Origin of the sequence: Vibrio sp. 99-70-13A1 (assembly GCF_013114625.1) — a bacterium.
Classification (GTDB): Bacteria; Pseudomonadota; Gammaproteobacteria; order Enterobacterales; family Vibrionaceae; genus Vibrio.
This window is the reverse complement of the sequence record NZ_VTXD01000053.1, coordinates 1-16,573: the sequence shown is the minus strand read 5'-3', so window position 1 is coordinate 16,573 and position 16,573 is coordinate 1. Positions and strand designations below refer to the sequence as shown.

At 39.5% G+C, this 16,573-nt stretch carries 18 protein-coding genes; 7 read left to right on the top strand and 11 right to left on the bottom strand.

Translation table 11 applies throughout. The annotated features are described in order from the left end of the window. Positions 1–107 precede the first annotated feature (107 nt). The 3 genes from hemH to htpG all read right to left on the bottom strand — a co-directional run bounded on the left by hemH (position 108) and on the right by htpG (position 4,116). Positions 108–1,061: a ferrochelatase gene (gene hemH, locus F0226_RS21115; RefSeq protein ID WP_171737483.1), complete on the bottom strand. Its 954-nt coding sequence runs from the start codon at positions 1,059–1,061 to the stop codon at positions 108–110. A 111-nt stretch (positions 1,062–1,172) separates the two neighbouring features. Next, the gene (gene adk / locus F0226_RS21110; RefSeq protein WP_171737482.1) at positions 1,173–1,817 is read right to left on the bottom strand and encodes an adenylate kinase; all 645 of its coding nucleotides are present in this window, start codon (positions 1,815–1,817) and stop codon (positions 1,173–1,175) included. A 394-nt stretch (positions 1,818–2,211) separates the two neighbouring features. Continuing rightward, positions 2,212–4,116 carry a molecular chaperone HtpG gene (htpG, locus tag F0226_RS21105; RefSeq protein ID WP_171737481.1) on the bottom strand — a complete coding sequence of 635 codons (1,905 nt, stop codon included), beginning with the start codon at positions 4,114–4,116 and terminating at the stop codon, positions 2,212–2,214. A 273-nt stretch (positions 4,117–4,389) separates the two neighbouring features. Here htpG and F0226_RS21100 point away from each other — a divergent pair, with 273 nt between their 5' ends. After that, a complete protein-coding gene (locus F0226_RS21100; protein WP_171737480.1) occupies positions 4,390–5,298 on the top strand; it encodes a transcriptional regulator in 909 nt (302 codons plus the stop codon). A 1-nt stretch (position 5,299) separates the two neighbouring features. Next, positions 5,300–5,815: a regulatory protein ToxS gene (locus F0226_RS21095; RefSeq protein WP_171737479.1), complete on the top strand. Its 516-nt coding sequence runs from the start codon at positions 5,300–5,302 to the stop codon at positions 5,813–5,815. Positions 5,816–5,926: 111 nt separating this feature from the next. Here the strand turns inward: F0226_RS21095 and yfcE are convergent, their stop codons facing one another. The 5 genes from yfcE to F0226_RS21070 all read right to left on the bottom strand — a co-directional run bounded on the left by yfcE (position 5,927) and on the right by F0226_RS21070 (position 8,808). Further along, on the bottom strand, positions 5,927–6,472 hold the full coding sequence (gene yfcE / locus F0226_RS21090; protein ID WP_171737478.1) for a phosphodiesterase: 546 nt from the start codon (positions 6,470–6,472) through the stop codon (positions 5,927–5,929). Positions 6,473–6,538: 66 nt separating this feature from the next. Continuing rightward, complete coding sequence (locus F0226_RS21085; RefSeq protein ID WP_171737477.1) at positions 6,539–6,946, bottom strand: CBS domain-containing protein; 408 nt, start codon at positions 6,944–6,946, stop codon at positions 6,539–6,541. Then, positions 6,943–7,293 (bottom strand): P-II family nitrogen regulator, encoded by a 351-nt coding sequence (locus tag F0226_RS21080; RefSeq protein ID WP_171737476.1) that lies wholly within the window; start codon positions 7,291–7,293, stop codon positions 6,943–6,945. Before F0226_RS21080 ends, F0226_RS21085 begins: the two co-directional genes overlap by 4 nt. Then, positions 7,283–8,077, bottom strand: a complete 795-nt coding sequence (locus tag F0226_RS21075) for a DUF1538 domain-containing protein (protein WP_171737475.1) — start codon at positions 8,075–8,077, stop codon at positions 7,283–7,285. The genes F0226_RS21080 and F0226_RS21075 overlap by 11 nt, the downstream gene beginning before the upstream one ends. After that, positions 8,074–8,808, bottom strand: a complete 735-nt coding sequence (locus tag F0226_RS21070) for a DUF1538 domain-containing protein (RefSeq protein WP_171737474.1) — start codon at positions 8,806–8,808, stop codon at positions 8,074–8,076. The genes F0226_RS21075 and F0226_RS21070 overlap by 4 nt, the downstream gene beginning before the upstream one ends. A gap of 315 nt (positions 8,809–9,123) precedes the next feature. Here F0226_RS21070 and F0226_RS21065 point away from each other — a divergent pair, with 315 nt between their 5' ends. The 5 genes from F0226_RS21065 to F0226_RS21045 all read left to right on the top strand — a co-directional run bounded on the left by F0226_RS21065 (position 9,124) and on the right by F0226_RS21045 (position 13,796). Further along, positions 9,124–10,038: a TIGR01777 family oxidoreductase gene (locus F0226_RS21065; protein ID WP_171737473.1), complete on the top strand. Its 915-nt coding sequence runs from the start codon at positions 9,124–9,126 to the stop codon at positions 10,036–10,038. Positions 10,039–10,085: 47 nt separating this feature from the next. Continuing rightward, positions 10,086–10,913, top strand: coding sequence for an SDR family oxidoreductase (locus F0226_RS21060; RefSeq protein WP_171737472.1), 828 nt, complete (start codon positions 10,086–10,088; stop codon positions 10,911–10,913). Between the two features lie 494 nt (positions 10,914–11,407). Continuing rightward, complete coding sequence (locus F0226_RS21055; RefSeq protein WP_171737471.1) at positions 11,408–12,262, top strand: co-chaperone YbbN; 855 nt, start codon at positions 11,408–11,410, stop codon at positions 12,260–12,262. Between the two features lie 146 nt (positions 12,263–12,408). Further along, entirely contained in the window at positions 12,409–13,338 is a 930-nt protein-coding gene (locus F0226_RS21050) for an SPFH domain-containing protein (protein ID WP_171737470.1), read from the top strand. Between the two features lie 2 nt (positions 13,339–13,340). Continuing rightward, positions 13,341–13,796, top strand: a complete 456-nt coding sequence (locus tag F0226_RS21045) for an NfeD family protein (RefSeq protein ID WP_171737469.1) — start codon at positions 13,341–13,343, stop codon at positions 13,794–13,796. 34 nt (positions 13,797–13,830) lie between these two features. Here F0226_RS21045 and cueR read toward each other — a convergent pair whose 3' ends face one another. The 3 genes from cueR to F0226_RS21030 all read right to left on the bottom strand — a co-directional run bounded on the left by cueR (position 13,831) and on the right by F0226_RS21030 (position 16,183). Then, positions 13,831–14,226 (bottom strand): Cu(I)-responsive transcriptional regulator, encoded by a 396-nt coding sequence (gene cueR, locus F0226_RS21040; RefSeq protein ID WP_171737468.1) that lies wholly within the window; start codon positions 14,224–14,226, stop codon positions 13,831–13,833. A gap of 145 nt (positions 14,227–14,371) precedes the next feature. After that, the gene (locus tag F0226_RS21035; protein ID WP_171737467.1) at positions 14,372–14,734 is read right to left on the bottom strand and encodes a DUF2799 domain-containing protein; all 363 of its coding nucleotides are present in this window, start codon (positions 14,732–14,734) and stop codon (positions 14,372–14,374) included. A 63-nt stretch (positions 14,735–14,797) separates the two neighbouring features. After that, positions 14,798–16,183: a multidrug transporter gene (locus F0226_RS21030; RefSeq protein ID WP_171737466.1), complete on the bottom strand. Its 1,386-nt coding sequence runs from the start codon at positions 16,181–16,183 to the stop codon at positions 14,798–14,800. Positions 16,184–16,573 lie beyond the last annotated feature (390 nt).

Below are 16,573 nucleotides of genomic sequence, written 5' to 3'. Positions count from 1 at the left end.
ATTTAACACCACCAACTATACAGAATGACGTATCTGAATAATTTTGGAGATACTAACCCACTGCACTCTCGAATTCTACGGTTAAGTTTTATATTTATCTAATGAAATTATGAAACAAGTTCCTTCATCATATCAATATGTAGATCGCTATCATTTAAACAACTGATATAGTTAAAGCTTTCACCACCAGCCTCTAAAAAGGTCTCTTGGCACTGATCTGAAATTTCTTCTAATGTTTCTAAACAATCAACAGAAAACGCTGGAGCCATGATATCTAGTTTTTTTATTCCACGGCTAGGAAGCTCTTCCAATGTTTTATCCGTATAAGGCTTTAACCACTCTTCACGTCCAAAACGGGACTGATATGTCATCCCTATTTGATTTTTATCTAATCCTAGCTCTGCGGCAAGTAACTCGGTCGTTTCTTCACAATGATTAGGGTAGATATCACCTTCATCAGCTAAACGTTTAGGAATACCGTGATAAGAGCATAATAAATAGTCCCCTCTTCCCTTACTTTCCCAATGCTGTCTTACACTATCAGCCAATGCTTTGATGTAAGAAGGCTGAGCGTAATAATCACGGATAAATTGATAACTAGGGATCACGGGAAGGGTTTTAAAAGCTTTAGTCAAACCATCAGAAACGGCAGCGGTGGTCGTTCCGGAATATTGTGGGTAGAGAGGTAAAACAATTACGTCCTCTACGCCTTGAGACATAAGAGTCTCTATTCCTGATTTTAAACTTGGATTTCCATAGGTCATCCCAAGAGCCACTGGTATATCTAACTTCGCTTGTAATTTTTTCACCTGACGCTGTGAATATACAAGTAACGGTGAACCATCATCCATCCAAACTGACTGGTACAACTTTGCAACTTTAGGAGAGCGAATAGGTAAGATAACGCCATGAAGTATTGGACACCACAACCAACGAGTGAGATTCACTACACGCTTATCATGTAAGAATTCTCCTAAAAACTTCCTAACCGCGGCAGGTGTTGCTTCATCTGGTGTGCCAAGGTTAACAAGCAAGACACCCTGTTTTTTATTATTTTCCATATTTACCTAAGACGATCACTGATGAATATAAAATCCATACGATTTAAAATAAAAAAAGCGACCCAAAGGTCGCTTCTAATATATCAAATTATAAAACTGGCTGTTAGCCAATTATGATAATGCTTTCTCAAGTTCAGCACTAACTTCTGTAACTTGCTTAGTACCGTCAAACTTAAGGTACTTAGTATTGCCAGCTTCAGCTTCTTTACCGTAGTAAGAGATCAGCGGTGCTGTTTGCTCATGGTAAACACCTAAACGAGCACGTACTGTTTCTTCTTTATCATCATCACGAACAACAAGGTCTTCACCAGTAATATCATCTTTGCCTTCAACCTTTGATGGGTTGAAAACAACATGGTATGTACGACCTGAAGCTAGGTGAGCACGACGACCCGCCATACGCTCAACGATAACGTCATCAGCTACGTCAAATTCAACAACGTAATCAACTGTAATACCCATATCCTTCAAGCCATCTGCTTGTGGGATTGTGCGTGGGAAACCATCTAAAAGGAAACCTTTCTCACAATCATCTTGAGCGATACGTTCTTTGATCAAACCAAGAATGATTTCATCAGATACTAGCTGACCAGCATCGATCACTGACTTAGCTTGTTTACCAAGCTCAGTGCCAGCTTTGATAGCAGCACGAAGCATGTCACCAGTAGAAATTTGAGGTACACCAAATTTGTTCATGATGAAGTTAGCTTGAGTACCTTTACCAGCACCTGGAGCACCTAGAAGGATGATGCGCATGTTGAATCCTCTTATAAAAAATATGATTTATACCGAAGCTCACTATTAGTAAACCCCAATGGATATTACTAAAACCTATACATAACAACCCTCATAAACTGAGGACGCTTGAAATAGCTAACAATAAGTTCTAACGGTAAGTTTCGGTATAATGTTTAAAGTAAAATGGGTTTAACTTGGAAAGAAAAACTTAATCTAAACGTCTATTTAGGTCGGCATTCTATCACATTAACATTCAGTTTTGCTGAATTTAAGACTAAAGAATATGTAAGCAACCCAACCTTATGAAGTTGCCAATCAGAATATCATCCAAAAATACAATATCGACGATATTCATAAAAAAAGCTCGTAATAACGAGCTTTTTATCAACCAACTAAACTATTGTATGATTAATTAACCTTTAGTCAATAAGTTATTAATTGCACCTAAGAATTGAGATGGGTCTTCCATTGAACCTTTCTCAGCCAGCATTGCTTGACCAAGAAGTACTTCAACCCAGCGACCAAATGCTTGCTCATCAGCTTCATCAGCCATTTGTTTTACAAGCGCATGTTCAGGGTTAATTTCAAAAATATACTTAACTTCAGGTGCAGCTTGACCTGCTGCCTCAAGAAGCTTAGCCATTTGTGTGCCCATTTCAAAATCATCGGTCACAACAACGGCTGGAGTATTTGCAAGTTTAAACGTAGTACGAACTTCTTTAACACGATCGCCAAGGTAAGACTGCGTGCGCTCAACAACAGATTTAAACTCTTCTTCTGTTTCTTTCTGCTTTTCTTTCTCTTCTTCACCTTCAAACTTACTTAAGTCTAAGCCTGCTTTGGTAATAGATTGAAATTGCTTACCATCGAAGTCCGTTAAGTAATTCATTAAGAATTCATCGATGCGGTCAAACATTAGAACCACTTCAATGCCTTTCGCTTTAAACTGCTCTAAGTGAGGGCTGTTTTTAGCGGCTGCGTAGCTGTCTGCCGTTAGGTAGTAAATCTTATCCTGCCCTTCTTTCATGCGTTCAACGTAAGAAGCAAGGTCGACGGTTTGGTCAGAAGAATCTAAATGAGTCGATGCAAAACGTAAAAGACCTGCAATCTTCTCTTTGTTGCCCATGTCTTCAGCTGGGCCTTCTTTCATAACTAAGCCGAATTCTTTCCAAAATTCTAGGTACTTTTCACTGTCATTCTTAGCCATGCGCTCAAGCATAGTGAGTACACGCTTAGTACATGCGCCACGAAGCGATTGGGTTACTTTGTTATCTTGTAAAATTTCACGAGATACATTCAACGGCAAATCATTTGAATCAATCAAACCACGGACAAAACGCATGTATGAAGGCATGAATTGCTCTGCATCATCCATAATAAACACGCGCTGTACATAAAGTTTTAGACCACTTTTATGGTCGCGATTCATCATATCCCACGGTGCTTTCGCTGGAATATAAAGTAGGCTCGTGTAGTCGTTTTTACCTTCAACTTTGTTGTGGCTCCACGTTAATGGATCAGCAAAGTCATTAGATACATGCTTATAAAACTCTTGGTACTCTTCTTTTTCGATATCAGACTTATTACGCGTCCATAGAGCTTGAGCTTTATTGATTTGCTCCCATTTTTTCTCTTCGGTATCCTTTCCTTCTTCATCTTTCACTGCTGTTAAGATTGAAACAGGAATACCGATGTGGTCTGAGTACTTACCAATCACCTCACGTAAGCGCCATTCATTTAAGAACTCTTTTCCGTCTTCACGCATATGAAGAATGATATCTGTACCACGAGATTCTTTAGTGATGTCTTCAATTGTGTAATCGCCTTCACCAGCAGAATGCCATTGAACAGCTTGATCGTTATCAGCACCGGCAGCGCGAGTACGGACCGTCACCGCATCAGCAACAATAAATGCAGAATAGAAACCAACACCAAACTGACCAATTAATTGTGAGTCTTTACTTTGGTCATCAGATAACTTTGAGAAAAAATCAGCCGTTCCTGATTTAGCAATTGTCCCTAGATGCTCAATTACATCATCACGGCTCATACCGATACCATTGTCAGAAATGGTTAGAGTATTGGTTTCAGCACTGAATGAAAGCTTCACACCTAAATCAGCATCACCTTGGTATAAGTCACCATTTGATAAAGCTTGGAAACGAAGCTTATCGGCTGCATCAGATGCGTTAGAAATCAATTCACGAAGGAAAATCTCTTTGTTTGAATACAATGAATGGATCATTAAGTGAAGTAGTTGTTTTACTTCAGATTGAAAGCCACGAGTTTCTTTATTTTGCGTTGCTGTTTCGCTCATTTTTACTCCAAAACATCTATACTGATAATAGCAATTCGAGATGTAGCCCATCTTGCTAGGCTGTCATATGTTCATTAACATGAGGATGACAAATGTAAATTCAAGGTCAAAAAACATAAAAACACTGTTTTTTTGTTTTGTTTTGATTATGCTTGCCTCGCCAAACTATAAAAGAACATCAAACAAACCTGAATATGAATTCATTTTGTACCAATTTTCACCGTCAGGTTATGTATGAGCAATTAAGAATCATCTCCAATATAGAAGAATTCAATGAGTAATATAGGCACTAAGTTTATTCTCGCACAACGGTTTGTATTTGATCCAAACAGCAACTCGCTTGTTGATCAAATGAATGACAGTGATGTCGTTCGTCTTGGTAGTAATGAAAGCCGCATTTTACTTATGCTGTCAGAGAGACCAAACGAAGTCATTACCCGTAATGAGCTGCATGAATATGTATGGCGAGATCAAGGCTTTGAAGTCGATGATTCAAGCCTAACTCAAGCCGTTTCTACACTACGTAAGATGCTCAAAGACTCGACAAAATCACCTGAATTTGTCAAAACTGTGCCCAAACGTGGTTACCAATTTATTGCCAGTGTGGAACGCTCTGCTCCCCTTTCCTCTAGTGATACACCAATCAATATAGATACCTCTATATTAGGCAAAAGCTTAGATCAAGAAATTGAGTTTTCAGAGGTTGAAACACAAGAAACCGAACGCACAGCAACCCAACATGAATCAGTAGACGTAGTAGAAAGTGCTCAAGAGATACCAAAGATTGAGACTCCAACAAAAGTAAAGGCTCAAGAAAATCCATGGCTGAGCCGTGGCATTATTCTGCTAGCACTTTTGCTGCCAATATTGGTACTTACTTTTACAACACCTGCTGAATCAGAATTTCGCACTTTATCAACCGTGGACTCTGTTGATATTTTGTACCCTATGAATCAACCGAATTTAGATTCATGGCTACCGGCTATTGAAAAGTGTGTAGCCCATTATACGGCTGAACATCAAGGTGATCTTAAACCATCTAAAGTTATTGCTACTGGCGGTCAAGGTAACCAGTTAGTGTTGAACTATGTTCACTCTCAAGAGTATTCCAGTGAAAATATTACTTTGAGAATTTTTGCCAACCAAACTGACTTAAGCTCTATATGCAAAGGGAATCACTAATATGAAATTGAAAGTATCCCTGCTAATACTTGCCGCTTCAGCAATTTTAAGTAGCTGGTTATATTGGGGAAGCGATGCCAAAGTCGAGCAGCTTCTCACATCTCGAGAGTGGCAATCTAAGATGGTTACATTACTCACTGAGGTCGTTCAAGAAGATGCCATTGGACCGCTGCGTCGTGTTGAATTGCAGTCAAATGCTAAGTATTTACCTAACGGTACTTACATAAGAATATCGGTTGTGCATTTGTTCGTTGAGGAAAGTGAAACACCGAATATCATCAACATTTCAGAAACAGGTCAGTGGGATATTAATGATAATTACCTGCTAATCTCTCCAACTGATTTTAAAGATGTGACATCAGCGCAAAGTAAAGATTTCACTCAAGACCAGCTAAATCTTATCACTCAAGTCATTAAGATGGATGCACAACAGAGCAGAAGAATTGATATTGTTAACCAAAAGACATTATTACTAACGAGCTTAAACCATGGTTCCACAGTGCTCTTTTCAAACTAGTTCTGCTAACTAGAGGCTTTCAATCAAATATTAAAAAGGTCAGCTAATGCTGACCTTTTTCTGTCTACTCGAATGATATTAATAAAGCTAACCAAGCTATAAAAACGCTCGCTAAAGGTTACCGGAAACAAGTAACTCATTTGTTAAGCTAAGCACTTCAAAGCAACCATCTTGGTAAATACCATAGCTTGCAGGATGTCCTTCTCGAGGAAATGTCACTGAACTAGGGTTGAAGATAAATATTCCAGATTGATATTCCGCTACTGGAATATGTGTATGTCCATGAGCAATTACATCCCCTTCTTTTAGAGGCGGTCGCTTATTACTATTAAATAAATGCCCATGAGTTAAAAACAGACGACGACCTGACTCCAACAATACCCATACATAATCCGACATCATTGGAAACGACAACAGCATTTGATCTACTTCGCTATCACAATTACCACGCACTGCGATGATTTGGTCAGAATACACATTTAACGCTTCAGCCACTTTAGGCGGATTGTACCCTTCAGGGACGGGGTTTCTTGGACCGTGATTAAGCGTATCGCCCAATAAAACTAAATGATCACAACCTGATTCAACATATCGCTGAAGTACTTTTTCTGTAGCTGGTAACGAACCATGCAAATCAGAGGCAAAGAACAATTTCACGCTTACTTCTCCCTAGAGTTAATCAGGTCATTGTATTCGTATTCCATTGAGTAAAAAAGTCAGAGTTTATACATCACCTGCAGCCATGCCATTAATCACAATATTATTGTAGCTCACCATTCCAATGATCTTGCCTTCAGAAATGACTGGCGCTCGGCTAATACCGAAACGTTCGAATAATCGAGCACAATATTTTACATTCATATCGGCAGAAACAGCCAAGGCCGGCTTAGTCATAATCTCGTAAATATTGGTGCGCTTTGATGAACGGTTCTTCGCCAAAACTTTCTTAGCAATATCATTCATCAGTACAATACCGTATTCATCATCATCATGGCGCTTATCAACAATCAAAGCTTTAACCCGATGATCTCTGGCCAACTCTATTCCTTCATGAACACTCGTTAAGCCATCTACAAGAACATACGTGTTCGCCATTACGTCTCTCACACGCACTTTTTCATGAGTTGTCATAGCTCCCCCTCAACAACCTTAGTTAACGTTTCAACTTGATGAGCCACACCAACTGCATCTTCAATATCAATCTGCACTGCAATTCCTTGACCGGACTCTTTATCAAATTCACCAACCTCTCCAATTCTTTCTAAAATATGTCGCGATAGGTGCTCTTCCACCACAAATAGCAACACATCTTTTTGCACCTCTAATGTCAATCCAAAGAAAGTTCTTTTTTGGTTTAAGCCTTGCCCTCTAGCATGGTTAATGACCGTTGCGCCTGTCGCTCCGGCGCTTCGAGCAGTATCAAGTACTATGTCTGTTTTACTATCTTCTACAAATGCCAAGATAAGTTTAAAGCGCATCCTTTTTCTCCTTAGCGGTTCGAGAGTTGTTTAACCATCGAGTTATTTGTGCGTAACTCATAACGGAAATAATGGGGAATAAACTAGCAAAGGCAATCAAGCCAAAGCCATCAATAACAGGATTTCGTCCAGGTACAGTAGAAGCAAGCCCAAGCCCTAAAGCCGTAACAAGAGGAACTGTTACTGTTGACGTGGTCACACCGCCTGAATCATAAGCCAATGGGACAATTAATTTAGGGGCATAAAATGTTTGTATCACCACAACGACATAACCGGTAATGATGTAGTAATGAATAGGGTCACCAGCCACAATTCGGTAGCTACCCAGAGATATACCGAAAGCCACCCCAAGTGCGACGGCAATTCTTAAGCCATTGACACTAATACTGCCACCAGAAACTTGGTTGGCTTTTATTGCTACAGCAATTAACGAGGGCTCTGCAATTGTGGTGCTAAATCCAATAAAAAAGGCAAATAGATACACCCAGTAGTAATCAAACCAGACAAGAGATAGCCCTGAACTTACTTTAAATTCTTTGAGAAACTCAGGCTCCGTCAACTGCATAGCCATTGTTTCTCCCAGCGGAAACAATGCTAATTCTAGTCCGAGTAAAAACAATGAAAGACCAAGAATTACGTAAAAGAAACCAAGTAAGACCGTGCCTAAATTCCTAACGGGCTTTCTCAATACAGCAAATTGAAAACCAAATATAATCGCTGCAATGGGGATTACATCGCTCACAGTACTAATGAAAGTGGCAATGAATTGATTAAAACTGATCATGTCATCACCATTCCATAGATCATCACAAACATCATTGGCAACAAGGAGGCAAAAGCGATCAGCCCAAAACCATCCACCATTGGATTTCTCCCTTTAATTGCGGATGCAAGCCCGACCCCTAAAGCGGTGACAAGTGGGACAGTTATGGTAGAGGTCGTCACTCCCCCAGAGTCATAAGCAATCCCAATAATATTTTGCGGAGCAAACCCTGTCAGAATGACAACACCGATATAGCCACCAATGATCATGTAATGGATTGGCCACCCTTTAAGAATTCTTAAAACACCAAGTAAAATGGCTAAACCAACAGAAACGGCGATAGTCAATCTAAGCCCGTCTGCATAGTTTTCCATGTCATGTTCTGTATTTGGGATAACACCTCCTTCTGCAGCGACCTCGGCAGCTTCAGCTGTAACGGCGGTTAAAGCTGGCTCAGCTATCGTTGTGCCAAACCCCAAACAAAAGGCAAAAATAAGCAACCAAAACACACTCCCTTTTCGGGCAAAGGATTGAGCCATAGACTCGCCGATTGGAAACAGCCCCATTTCAAGCCCAAAAATAAAGAAGGTAAGACCAAACACCACCAGCATTAATCCAAATAAAATAGACAATAAATTTGGTAGTGGCTCTTGAAGCACCACTAACTGGAAAAATGCAATAACAACAACGATCGGTAGCAAATCTCTCAAACTACCTAACATGGATTTAAATAAAGCAAACACTGCTGACATTCATTCCCCTCGATTTGTTCTGCATGCTTAGAGCAATAGAGGTAGGGTATGAATACACCAGTTTCCATTGCTCTCAATAATCATGGCAAATAGTCACCAGCAATGGTGTGACGAAGCTAAAGAGCTAAGTAACCGCTATTATTTTTTATTGTAAATGTGATGTTTAAAGGGATTTGGAATGTGTAGGGTTATCTAAAAGCTCAACACAGAGTTATCACAGAATTGAAACTAATTGATCGTTATAGTGAAAGTGGCGTATTGGATTAGCCAATAAAAACAAGCCATGTCTATAATTAAGACTATTGGGAGGGATTTATGAAGATATTGTTGACTGGCGGGACTGGTTTTATCGGTTCTGAGCTAATAAAAAGTTGGAATACGCACGAAGTGACTTTACTCACACGTAATCCAAGCAAAGCTAAACAAAACCTTAGCCATTTAAACCAAAATAATATTCGCTACATTCAATCGCTTGATAACTTAAATGATCTCAATGGGTTTACAGCGGTCATCAATTTAGCCGGAGAACCCATAGCGGACAAAAGATGGACAGCCACTCAAAAAGAAGAAATTTGCCATAGCCGTTGGAAGATTACGGAAAAAATCGTATCACTGATTCACGCAAGCACTGAGCCTCCAGAGGTTTTTATTAGTGGTTCTGCAGTCGGTTATTATGGAGATCAACAAGAGCACCCTTTTGATGAAAGCCTACATGTTTATCACATGAACTTTCCTCACCAAGTTTGTTCTCATTGGGAAGATATCGCTAAGCGCGCTCAATCAAATATGACTCGCGTCTTATTACTTAGAACAGGAATTGTTCTGGGCAAACATGGCGGTGCACTCCAGAAAATGTTGTTACCCTACAAATTAGGATTAGGGGGACCTATTGGTTCAGGAAAGCAGTACATGCCATGGATCCATATGCTTGATATGGTCAGAGCCATTAATCATTTACTCGCCACGCAACATGCTCAGGGAGAGTTTAACTTATGCGCACCTCACCCTGCGACTAATAAACAATTTAGTAAAACCTTAGCCAAACAACTCAAAAGACCTCATATTTTATTCACCCCTAAATGGGCAATGTCGTTGCTTATGGGTGAATCTTCTTGCCTACTCTTTGACAGCATAAGGGCGAAACCAAAGAAACTGACAGAGATGGGATTTATATTTAGTTACTCAAGAATTGAACCCGCTTTAAAAAATTTATTACAACACCCTAATTAATTCTTTATTCTAACAAAACGCTTATTACTTTGATTTAGGTCCATTTTGTGAAGAAGTCCATTTTAATTACAGGTTGTTCAAGCGGCATTGGTTATACCACAGCCCACCATCTCAATAACCATGGTTTCCATGTTATTGCTTCTTGCCGAAAAACAGAGGATGTTTTACGCCTCCAAGAAGAGGGATTAACTTGTATTCAGCTTGACCTGACTTCTGAACAAAGTATTGAAGCTGGGGCTAAACAGGCTATCGCCCTATCTCACAATGGTTTATATGCTCTCTTTAACAATGGAGCATATGGGCAAGCAGGAGCTTTAGAGGACCTTCCCACAGAAGGGCTAAGAGAACAGTTCGAAACAAACTTCTTTGGCTGGCACCACCTTGTACTGCAGATTCTCCCTCATATGAGAGAAAATGGTGATGGACGAATCATCCAAAACAGCTCTGTTCTTGGTTTTGCAGCCATGAAGTATAGAGGCGCATATAACGCATCTAAATTTGCCATTGAGGGCTGGACTGATACTTTAAGGCTTGAATTACATAGTTCAGGTATACATGTATCTATAATCCAACCAGGACCAATTGAAACTCAATTCAGAGCCAATGCGCTTCTTTCTTTCAAGCGCTGGATAACACCATCATCTAGCTATCACAAAGTGGCTTATGAGCAACAATTAGAAAGGCTTTCAAATACAAGCTCTAATAATGCTTTTGTGCTCCCCCCGGAAAGCTGCATTAAACCTATTATGCACGCCCTCACTGCGAGTAAACCTAAGCTGAGGTACCGAATTACTACGCCGACAAAGATATTTTCAGTCTTAAAACGAATTCTGCCAAGTCGCTGGCTAGACCCTCTCTTAAGAAAAGCAGCTTAAAGACCATTAAAATAAATTACATTTTTACATGAAGATTCACATAATTAGATGTAACGATGTAATTTTTTCGTAACAATAAGATGTCAATATTGAACCTAACCTATCCATTACATCGACTAAGTGAATAGCAAAGGAAATAAATGACATTAAAACTACTAAATTGGGTTGGCGTGAGTGTAGCAATAACCTTATTTCTTATATTTTGAATAATTTACCGCTTACCTCATCAAACCGTTTTATTAATGATTTACTTCATCCTTTATCAAAACTAATTTTTGCGCTACGAAACTCATGAGCAGCTCCCCCTTTCTCACACAGTTTCGTAGCGTACTCAATTTCATCCCGCTATTTTTTAATACCGCCATTGCTTTCACCTCGTTATTTCATTGTCTTCTTAGACCATAGTGACAATAAATAGATAACGTTAAAGCTTGAAGTTATTGAAAGCTCACCCCATATTTGCAGCGTACCCATAAAATATTCAAGGAACGTCAATGCAATCTCCGCATATTGTTGAACTCAATGAACAGAACTTTCGACAGATTTTAGAAGGTTCAATGCAGGCACCTGTACTCATTCATTTTTGGGCGCCGATGAGCCAAGAAAGTGCGCAAATCATCCCTGATCTTCAAACACTCACACAACAATATAATGGAGCGTTTACCCTTGCTTTACTCAACTGCGAGCAAGAGCAGGCAATCGCTGGACAATTTGGTGTACAAGCTTTACCGACAATCGCATTATTTGTGAATGGTCAGCCCGTTGATGGCTTAGGTGGTCCTCAATCCATCGCGGCTATTACTGAAATGCTAAATAAGCACCTGCCAAGCCAAGATGAGCTTGCACTGCGCCAATCTTTAGAACTGATGCAAACTGGGGATTACACTCAGGCACTTACTGGTATGCAGCAACTACCTGAGGAGCTTTCAAAAAAAGGGGAAGTTAAACTTGCGATTGCAGAATGCTTATTAGAAACGCAACAATTTGATTCAGCCGAAGCACAGCTTCAAACCATCCCTATCGAATATCAAGATAACTATTATAAAGGGCTAGTTGCTAAGCTTGAGTTACATAAACAAGCCGCTGATAGCCCAGAAATTCAAGCGTTGGAAGCAGTACTAGCATCTAACCCTGCTGATGAGAAATCAGCATCGGAGCTTGCTCTTCAGTATCATCAAGTTAACCGAAGTGAAGAAGCATTAGATCTTTTATGGTCTTTCCTGCACAAGAATCTCAATGCTCTAGATGGCGATATGAAAAAATCATTCATGGATATCTTAAGCGCACTAGGTCAGGGCAATCCATCAGCAAGTAAATACCGTCGACAACTGTATTCACTACTTTATTAATCGCCAGCAAAACTAATCACCAACACATCTATTGGTAATGGGCTATGAAATCAATGTTTTATAACCCATTTCTCATTTATAAATTTGCCCACTAAACCAATTTAAGACAATATCTTTTTAATAACTATTAATTAAAAGGATATTGTATGGCTATTGACACTTTAATAACTATTGGCGGCTTTATTGTCGTTGCAGTTTTATTTATTTTTTCAGGTGTAAAAACGGTTCCTCAAGGTAGTAATTGGACCGTTGAACGCTTTGGAAGGTATACCGTCACTCTAAAACCTGGGCTTAACTTAATCATCCCTTTCATCGATCGTGTTGGTCAAAAAATCAGCATGATGGAACGTGTTCTTGATATCCCCGCACAAGAAGTTATTTCTAAAGACAACGCTAATGTCGTTATTGATGCTGTATGTTTTGTTCAAGTCATCGATGCTCCTAAAGCCGCTTATGAAGTGAATGATCTGGAACATGCGATTCGCAACCTAACGTTAACTAACATCCGTACCGTTCTTGGCTCAATGGAGTTAGATGAAATGTTAAGCCAACGAGACATGATCAATACGAAACTTTTGACTATCGTCGATAGCGCGACGAACCCATGGGGTGTCAAAGTTACTCGTATCGAAATTAAAGATGTACAACCACCAGCAGATTTAACAGCCGCGATGAATGCGCAAATGAAAGCAGAACGTAATAAGCGTGCTGATATTTTAGAGGCAGAAGGTGTTAGACAAGCTGAGATCCTCAAAGCTGAAGGTCATAAACAGTCAGAGATTTTAAAAGCTGAAGGTCAGAAGCAGGCTGCAATACTACAAGCTGAAGCTCGTGAGCGTGCAGCTGAAGCTGAAGCCAAAGCAACAGAAATGGTATCAACAGCCATTGCTCAAGGTGATATGCAAGCGGTTAATTACTTTATAGCTCAAGGCTATACCGATGCTCTAAAATCTATCGGTCAAGCTGAGAATGGTAAAGTAATAATGCTTCCACTTGAAGCTACAGGCTTAATGGGTTCAATTGCAGGTGTAGCCGAAATGTTTAATAAGAAACCGGACTCTCAAAATAAGGGGTAGGTATGGTCGAACTGTTAGAGCAAGTTAACCACTGGCATTGGTTAGCTTTCGGGCTCGCGTTACTTTCAGTCGAGCTTTTAGGGGCGGCAGGCTACTTTCTATGGCTAGGCATTTCAGCCATGTTAGTCGGTGTGCTTGTCGCTATCTTACCTATTGGGTGGCAGGTTCAGTGGCTATCTTTTGGTAGTTTCTCTTTAATAACGACTTGGTTATGGTGGAGAAGGCAACTTTCTCAAGACAAAGCTTCAGATAACTCTCGCGATTTAAACCAAAGAGACAAACAATTAATTGGAAAAACAATCCGATTGGATGAAGATATCGTAAAGGGAAATTGCCGAGTAAAGCTTGGTGATAGTTCTTGGTCTGCAATATCTAGTGAAGATTTAAAAGCTGGAACTGAGATAGTAATTACCGCTGTTGATGGCATTGAACTTACAATCAAAAAATTAGACGATTAATCGTTACTCTTTCTTTTCCTCAAAAAAGTGGCACTTAGGTGTCACTTTTTGTGAGTGAATCAATAATTGGACACTTACTGTTTGAATCACCAGGGCATAACTTAACCCATTCATCTAACGTTTGTTTTATCGCCTGTAAGTCTGCGATTTTTTTATTCACCTCCTCTAACTTCTTCTTAGCACGTTCTTTTACTTCTGCACTTTCTCTACATGGGTTATCCGCAAGTTCAACTAGCGCTTTACATTCATCTAGAGAAAAGCCGGCCCTTCTTGCTTTAGCAATAATACCTAACTGAGTAACTTGCTTTTCATTGTATATGCGATAACCGTTATCTGAACGAAGTGGTGTTGAGATGATCTTTTTATCCTCATACATCCTTATCGATTTTGCTGATAAGCCTGTCTGAGAAGCTATTTCACTGATATTCATCTAACCCTCATTTTACGTTTGAATGCCTAAGAACCTTGTGAAGGTTATATTGTTATTCGTGTAAAAACAAAAAATCTTAAACGATCAGACTATGACCTTGTTTAAGATTTTTTATTAGAGTTAAAGCGACTAAATAAATTATTCTTTAAAATTTATAGAAATCTGCGCCCATAAAAGCATCGAAACCTCTACGCCACTCAACCTCAACCATAACATCTTGAGGCATTCCTTCGCATTGACCTGTATAGCGAGTTCCTTTTATACCTTTTTCAAAGGCTTTATAAGGGTCGCAATATTCCAACTTTCCTTTTTCATAGCCTTCCTTATAAGCATTTTCATCAAATGGTACTTTCTCTTTGATATCCGGCAAAGATGCATTGTCAAAGGCATAACCGTGTGACCCAAACCTTTCACCCTGCCCTAGCCAAAATTCTTCCGCAGTTTTTGGAGTAGATGAACAAGCAGATAAACCAAAACTCATAAGTACAGCATAAAAAACAGTTCTCATATCAAGCCCCTATAAAACAAAAAAAGCCGGGCATAATGCCCAGCTTTATCAGTTTGAGTTAAATTATTTTACTGCAAACGGGATAGTTAGCACTAGTTTGAAATCAGTTTCATCTTGGAAACCATTCGTGTAGCCAGCCCAGTTACCAGCATCTGAATCATTGAAGTATTCAGTATAGTAGAAGCTTACGTTAGCATCTTGTAGAGCACCAGCTTGAATTGCGTAGTTAGCAAATAGGCTGTATGCGTACTCAGTTAAGTCATCATAACCAGTTGCTTCAGCACCAAAACCGAATGCACCGCTGATACCAGCACTGAATCCTTTACCACCAATATCAGAGAAGTCACGACTTGCAGAAAGGAAACCAGCAAACTCACCATCGTGGTTAAAGTCAGAACGGTTGTTCCACCAAATGTCGTATGCACCGTTAGAACCACCGTATTGGCTAGTTAGACGGTATGAAAGGTTACCAGAAAGATCTGAATTCTTAGCTTCTGCTGACGTATATGTCGCTTCAGCACGGTAAGAGTATTGACCAGAAGAGAAAGCAGTTAATAAAGCAACTTGGAATGCTGTGCTATCGTATTGCTCATCATCTTCAACTACGTAAAGTTGTGGAGACCAGTATAAACCACCTTCAGTTGTACTTTTCAGTTTAAAGTGAGCGTTTGCACGATCACCGTCAGTTAAAGCACCGTAACCAAAGTCAAGAGACATACCATTCTCAAGCGCATAACGAGCACCTAAAGAGTAAAGTGTTCCTGCATCTTCACCGTTAGTAGTTTGGAATTCATACGTGTCTTTAAACCAAGGAGCTTTATATTCGTCAGCTACTACAAGACCTAAAGATAGTGCGCCTGTTGTAAAGCCAATTTCACCACCTCGGTAAGTACCAGGAGCGAAAGACCAGTTAACACCTAGAGAACTAGGTACAGAAGGTTGGAAGTAACCTAATTTAGCTGTTGTGCTGTCGCCGAACTTAAACTTCGCATTTGCAGTTGCGTATGAAACGCCGTTATCAGTACAGTCAGACCATACATTTGCACAAGAACTGTCTTCTGCTACTTTATCGTATGGGTTATTAACACCCCAGAAGTTCATCTCGTGGTCAGCACCACCGTTTTGCCACATATCAAATGTAGAGTAAATAACGAGGTCTGCACCAGCTACACCACCAACATAACCAGAATTAAAACCTAGATTAGCAAAAATACTGCCGTGGTCTAAGTTAGTTGTTTTCTTTGTATCTTCTCCATTCGCATCAACATTTCCACGGTCACGAGCACGCATGAAAAAGTTAAGGTTACCACTGATTGTAGACTCAGAGAAAAACTCTGAAACTTCACCTGAATACTCAGGACCAACTGGGTCATTTGCCATAACAGGAGCGGCTGATAAAGCGCCTATCATTGCAGCTGTAATAGCGGATACTTTGAAAATTTTGTCCATGGAATAAAACTCCTAAAAAATTGGATATAGCTATTTTTATATTTCTCACCTTAAGTTGGCCGCCGAAGGGAGAAACATTATTTCTTTAATTTTGAGAACTTATTATCTTATTCATAAATCCTCTAACTCTGTCCTGCATACACCTCGTGCATCCATGAAGCTAAGACTAACTTTGCAACAAAAAATATCAACCAGAACTTAATTCACATCTAAAAAAATATGAGCAACTCCAAATTTTCATCAACTTAGTGATCCAGATTCACATTAAACAGAACAGCATTTCAATAAATAACTTTAACCTTTACAATCAACACTTTAACTATTTATTAAACTAAATATCAATTGAAGTGCGTCGCATATATTTTATTTGATTTATTGATTATTCCTAAC

What these genes read in the sequence shown, in the direction of transcription:
- hemH (WP_171737483.1), bottom strand. Translation starts at nt 1,061, where the DNA reads ATGGAAAATAATAAAAAACAGGGTGTCTTGCTTGTTAACCTTGGCACA.
- adk (WP_171737482.1), bottom strand. Translation starts at nt 1,817, where the DNA reads ATGCGCATCATCCTTCTAGGTGCTCCAGGTGCTGGTAAAGGTACTCAA.
- htpG (WP_171737481.1), bottom strand. Translation starts at nt 4,116, where the DNA reads ATGAGCGAAACAGCAACGCAAAATAAAGAAACTCGTGGCTTTCAATCT.
- F0226_RS21100 (WP_171737480.1), top strand. Translation starts at nt 4,390, where the DNA reads ATGAGTAATATAGGCACTAAGTTTATTCTCGCACAACGGTTTGTATTT.
- F0226_RS21095 (WP_171737479.1), top strand. Translation starts at nt 5,300, where the DNA reads ATGAAATTGAAAGTATCCCTGCTAATACTTGCCGCTTCAGCAATTTTA.
- F0226_RS21085 (WP_171737477.1), bottom strand. Translation starts at nt 6,946, where the DNA reads ATGACAACTCATGAAAAAGTGCGTGTGAGAGACGTAATGGCGAACACG.
- F0226_RS21080 (WP_171737476.1), bottom strand. Translation starts at nt 7,293, where the DNA reads ATGCGCTTTAAACTTATCTTGGCATTTGTAGAAGATAGTAAAACAGAC.
- F0226_RS21075 (WP_171737475.1), bottom strand. Translation starts at nt 8,077, where the DNA reads ATGATCAGTTTTAATCAATTCATTGCCACTTTCATTAGTACTGTGAGC.
- F0226_RS21070 (WP_171737474.1), bottom strand. Translation starts at nt 8,808, where the DNA reads ATGTCAGCAGTGTTTGCTTTATTTAAATCCATGTTAGGTAGTTTGAGA.
- F0226_RS21065 (WP_171737473.1), top strand. Translation starts at nt 9,124, where the DNA reads ATGAAGATATTGTTGACTGGCGGGACTGGTTTTATCGGTTCTGAGCTA.
- F0226_RS21055 (WP_171737471.1), top strand. Translation starts at nt 11,408, where the DNA reads ATGCAATCTCCGCATATTGTTGAACTCAATGAACAGAACTTTCGACAG.
- F0226_RS21050 (WP_171737470.1), top strand. Translation starts at nt 12,409, where the DNA reads ATGGCTATTGACACTTTAATAACTATTGGCGGCTTTATTGTCGTTGCA.
- F0226_RS21045 (WP_171737469.1), top strand. Translation starts at nt 13,341, where the DNA reads ATGGTCGAACTGTTAGAGCAAGTTAACCACTGGCATTGGTTAGCTTTC.
- cueR (WP_171737468.1), bottom strand. Translation starts at nt 14,226, where the DNA reads ATGAATATCAGTGAAATAGCTTCTCAGACAGGCTTATCAGCAAAATCG.
- F0226_RS21035 (WP_171737467.1), bottom strand. Translation starts at nt 14,734, where the DNA reads ATGAGAACTGTTTTTTATGCTGTACTTATGAGTTTTGGTTTATCTGCT.
- F0226_RS21030 (WP_171737466.1), bottom strand. Translation starts at nt 16,183, where the DNA reads ATGGACAAAATTTTCAAAGTATCCGCTATTACAGCTGCAATGATAGGC.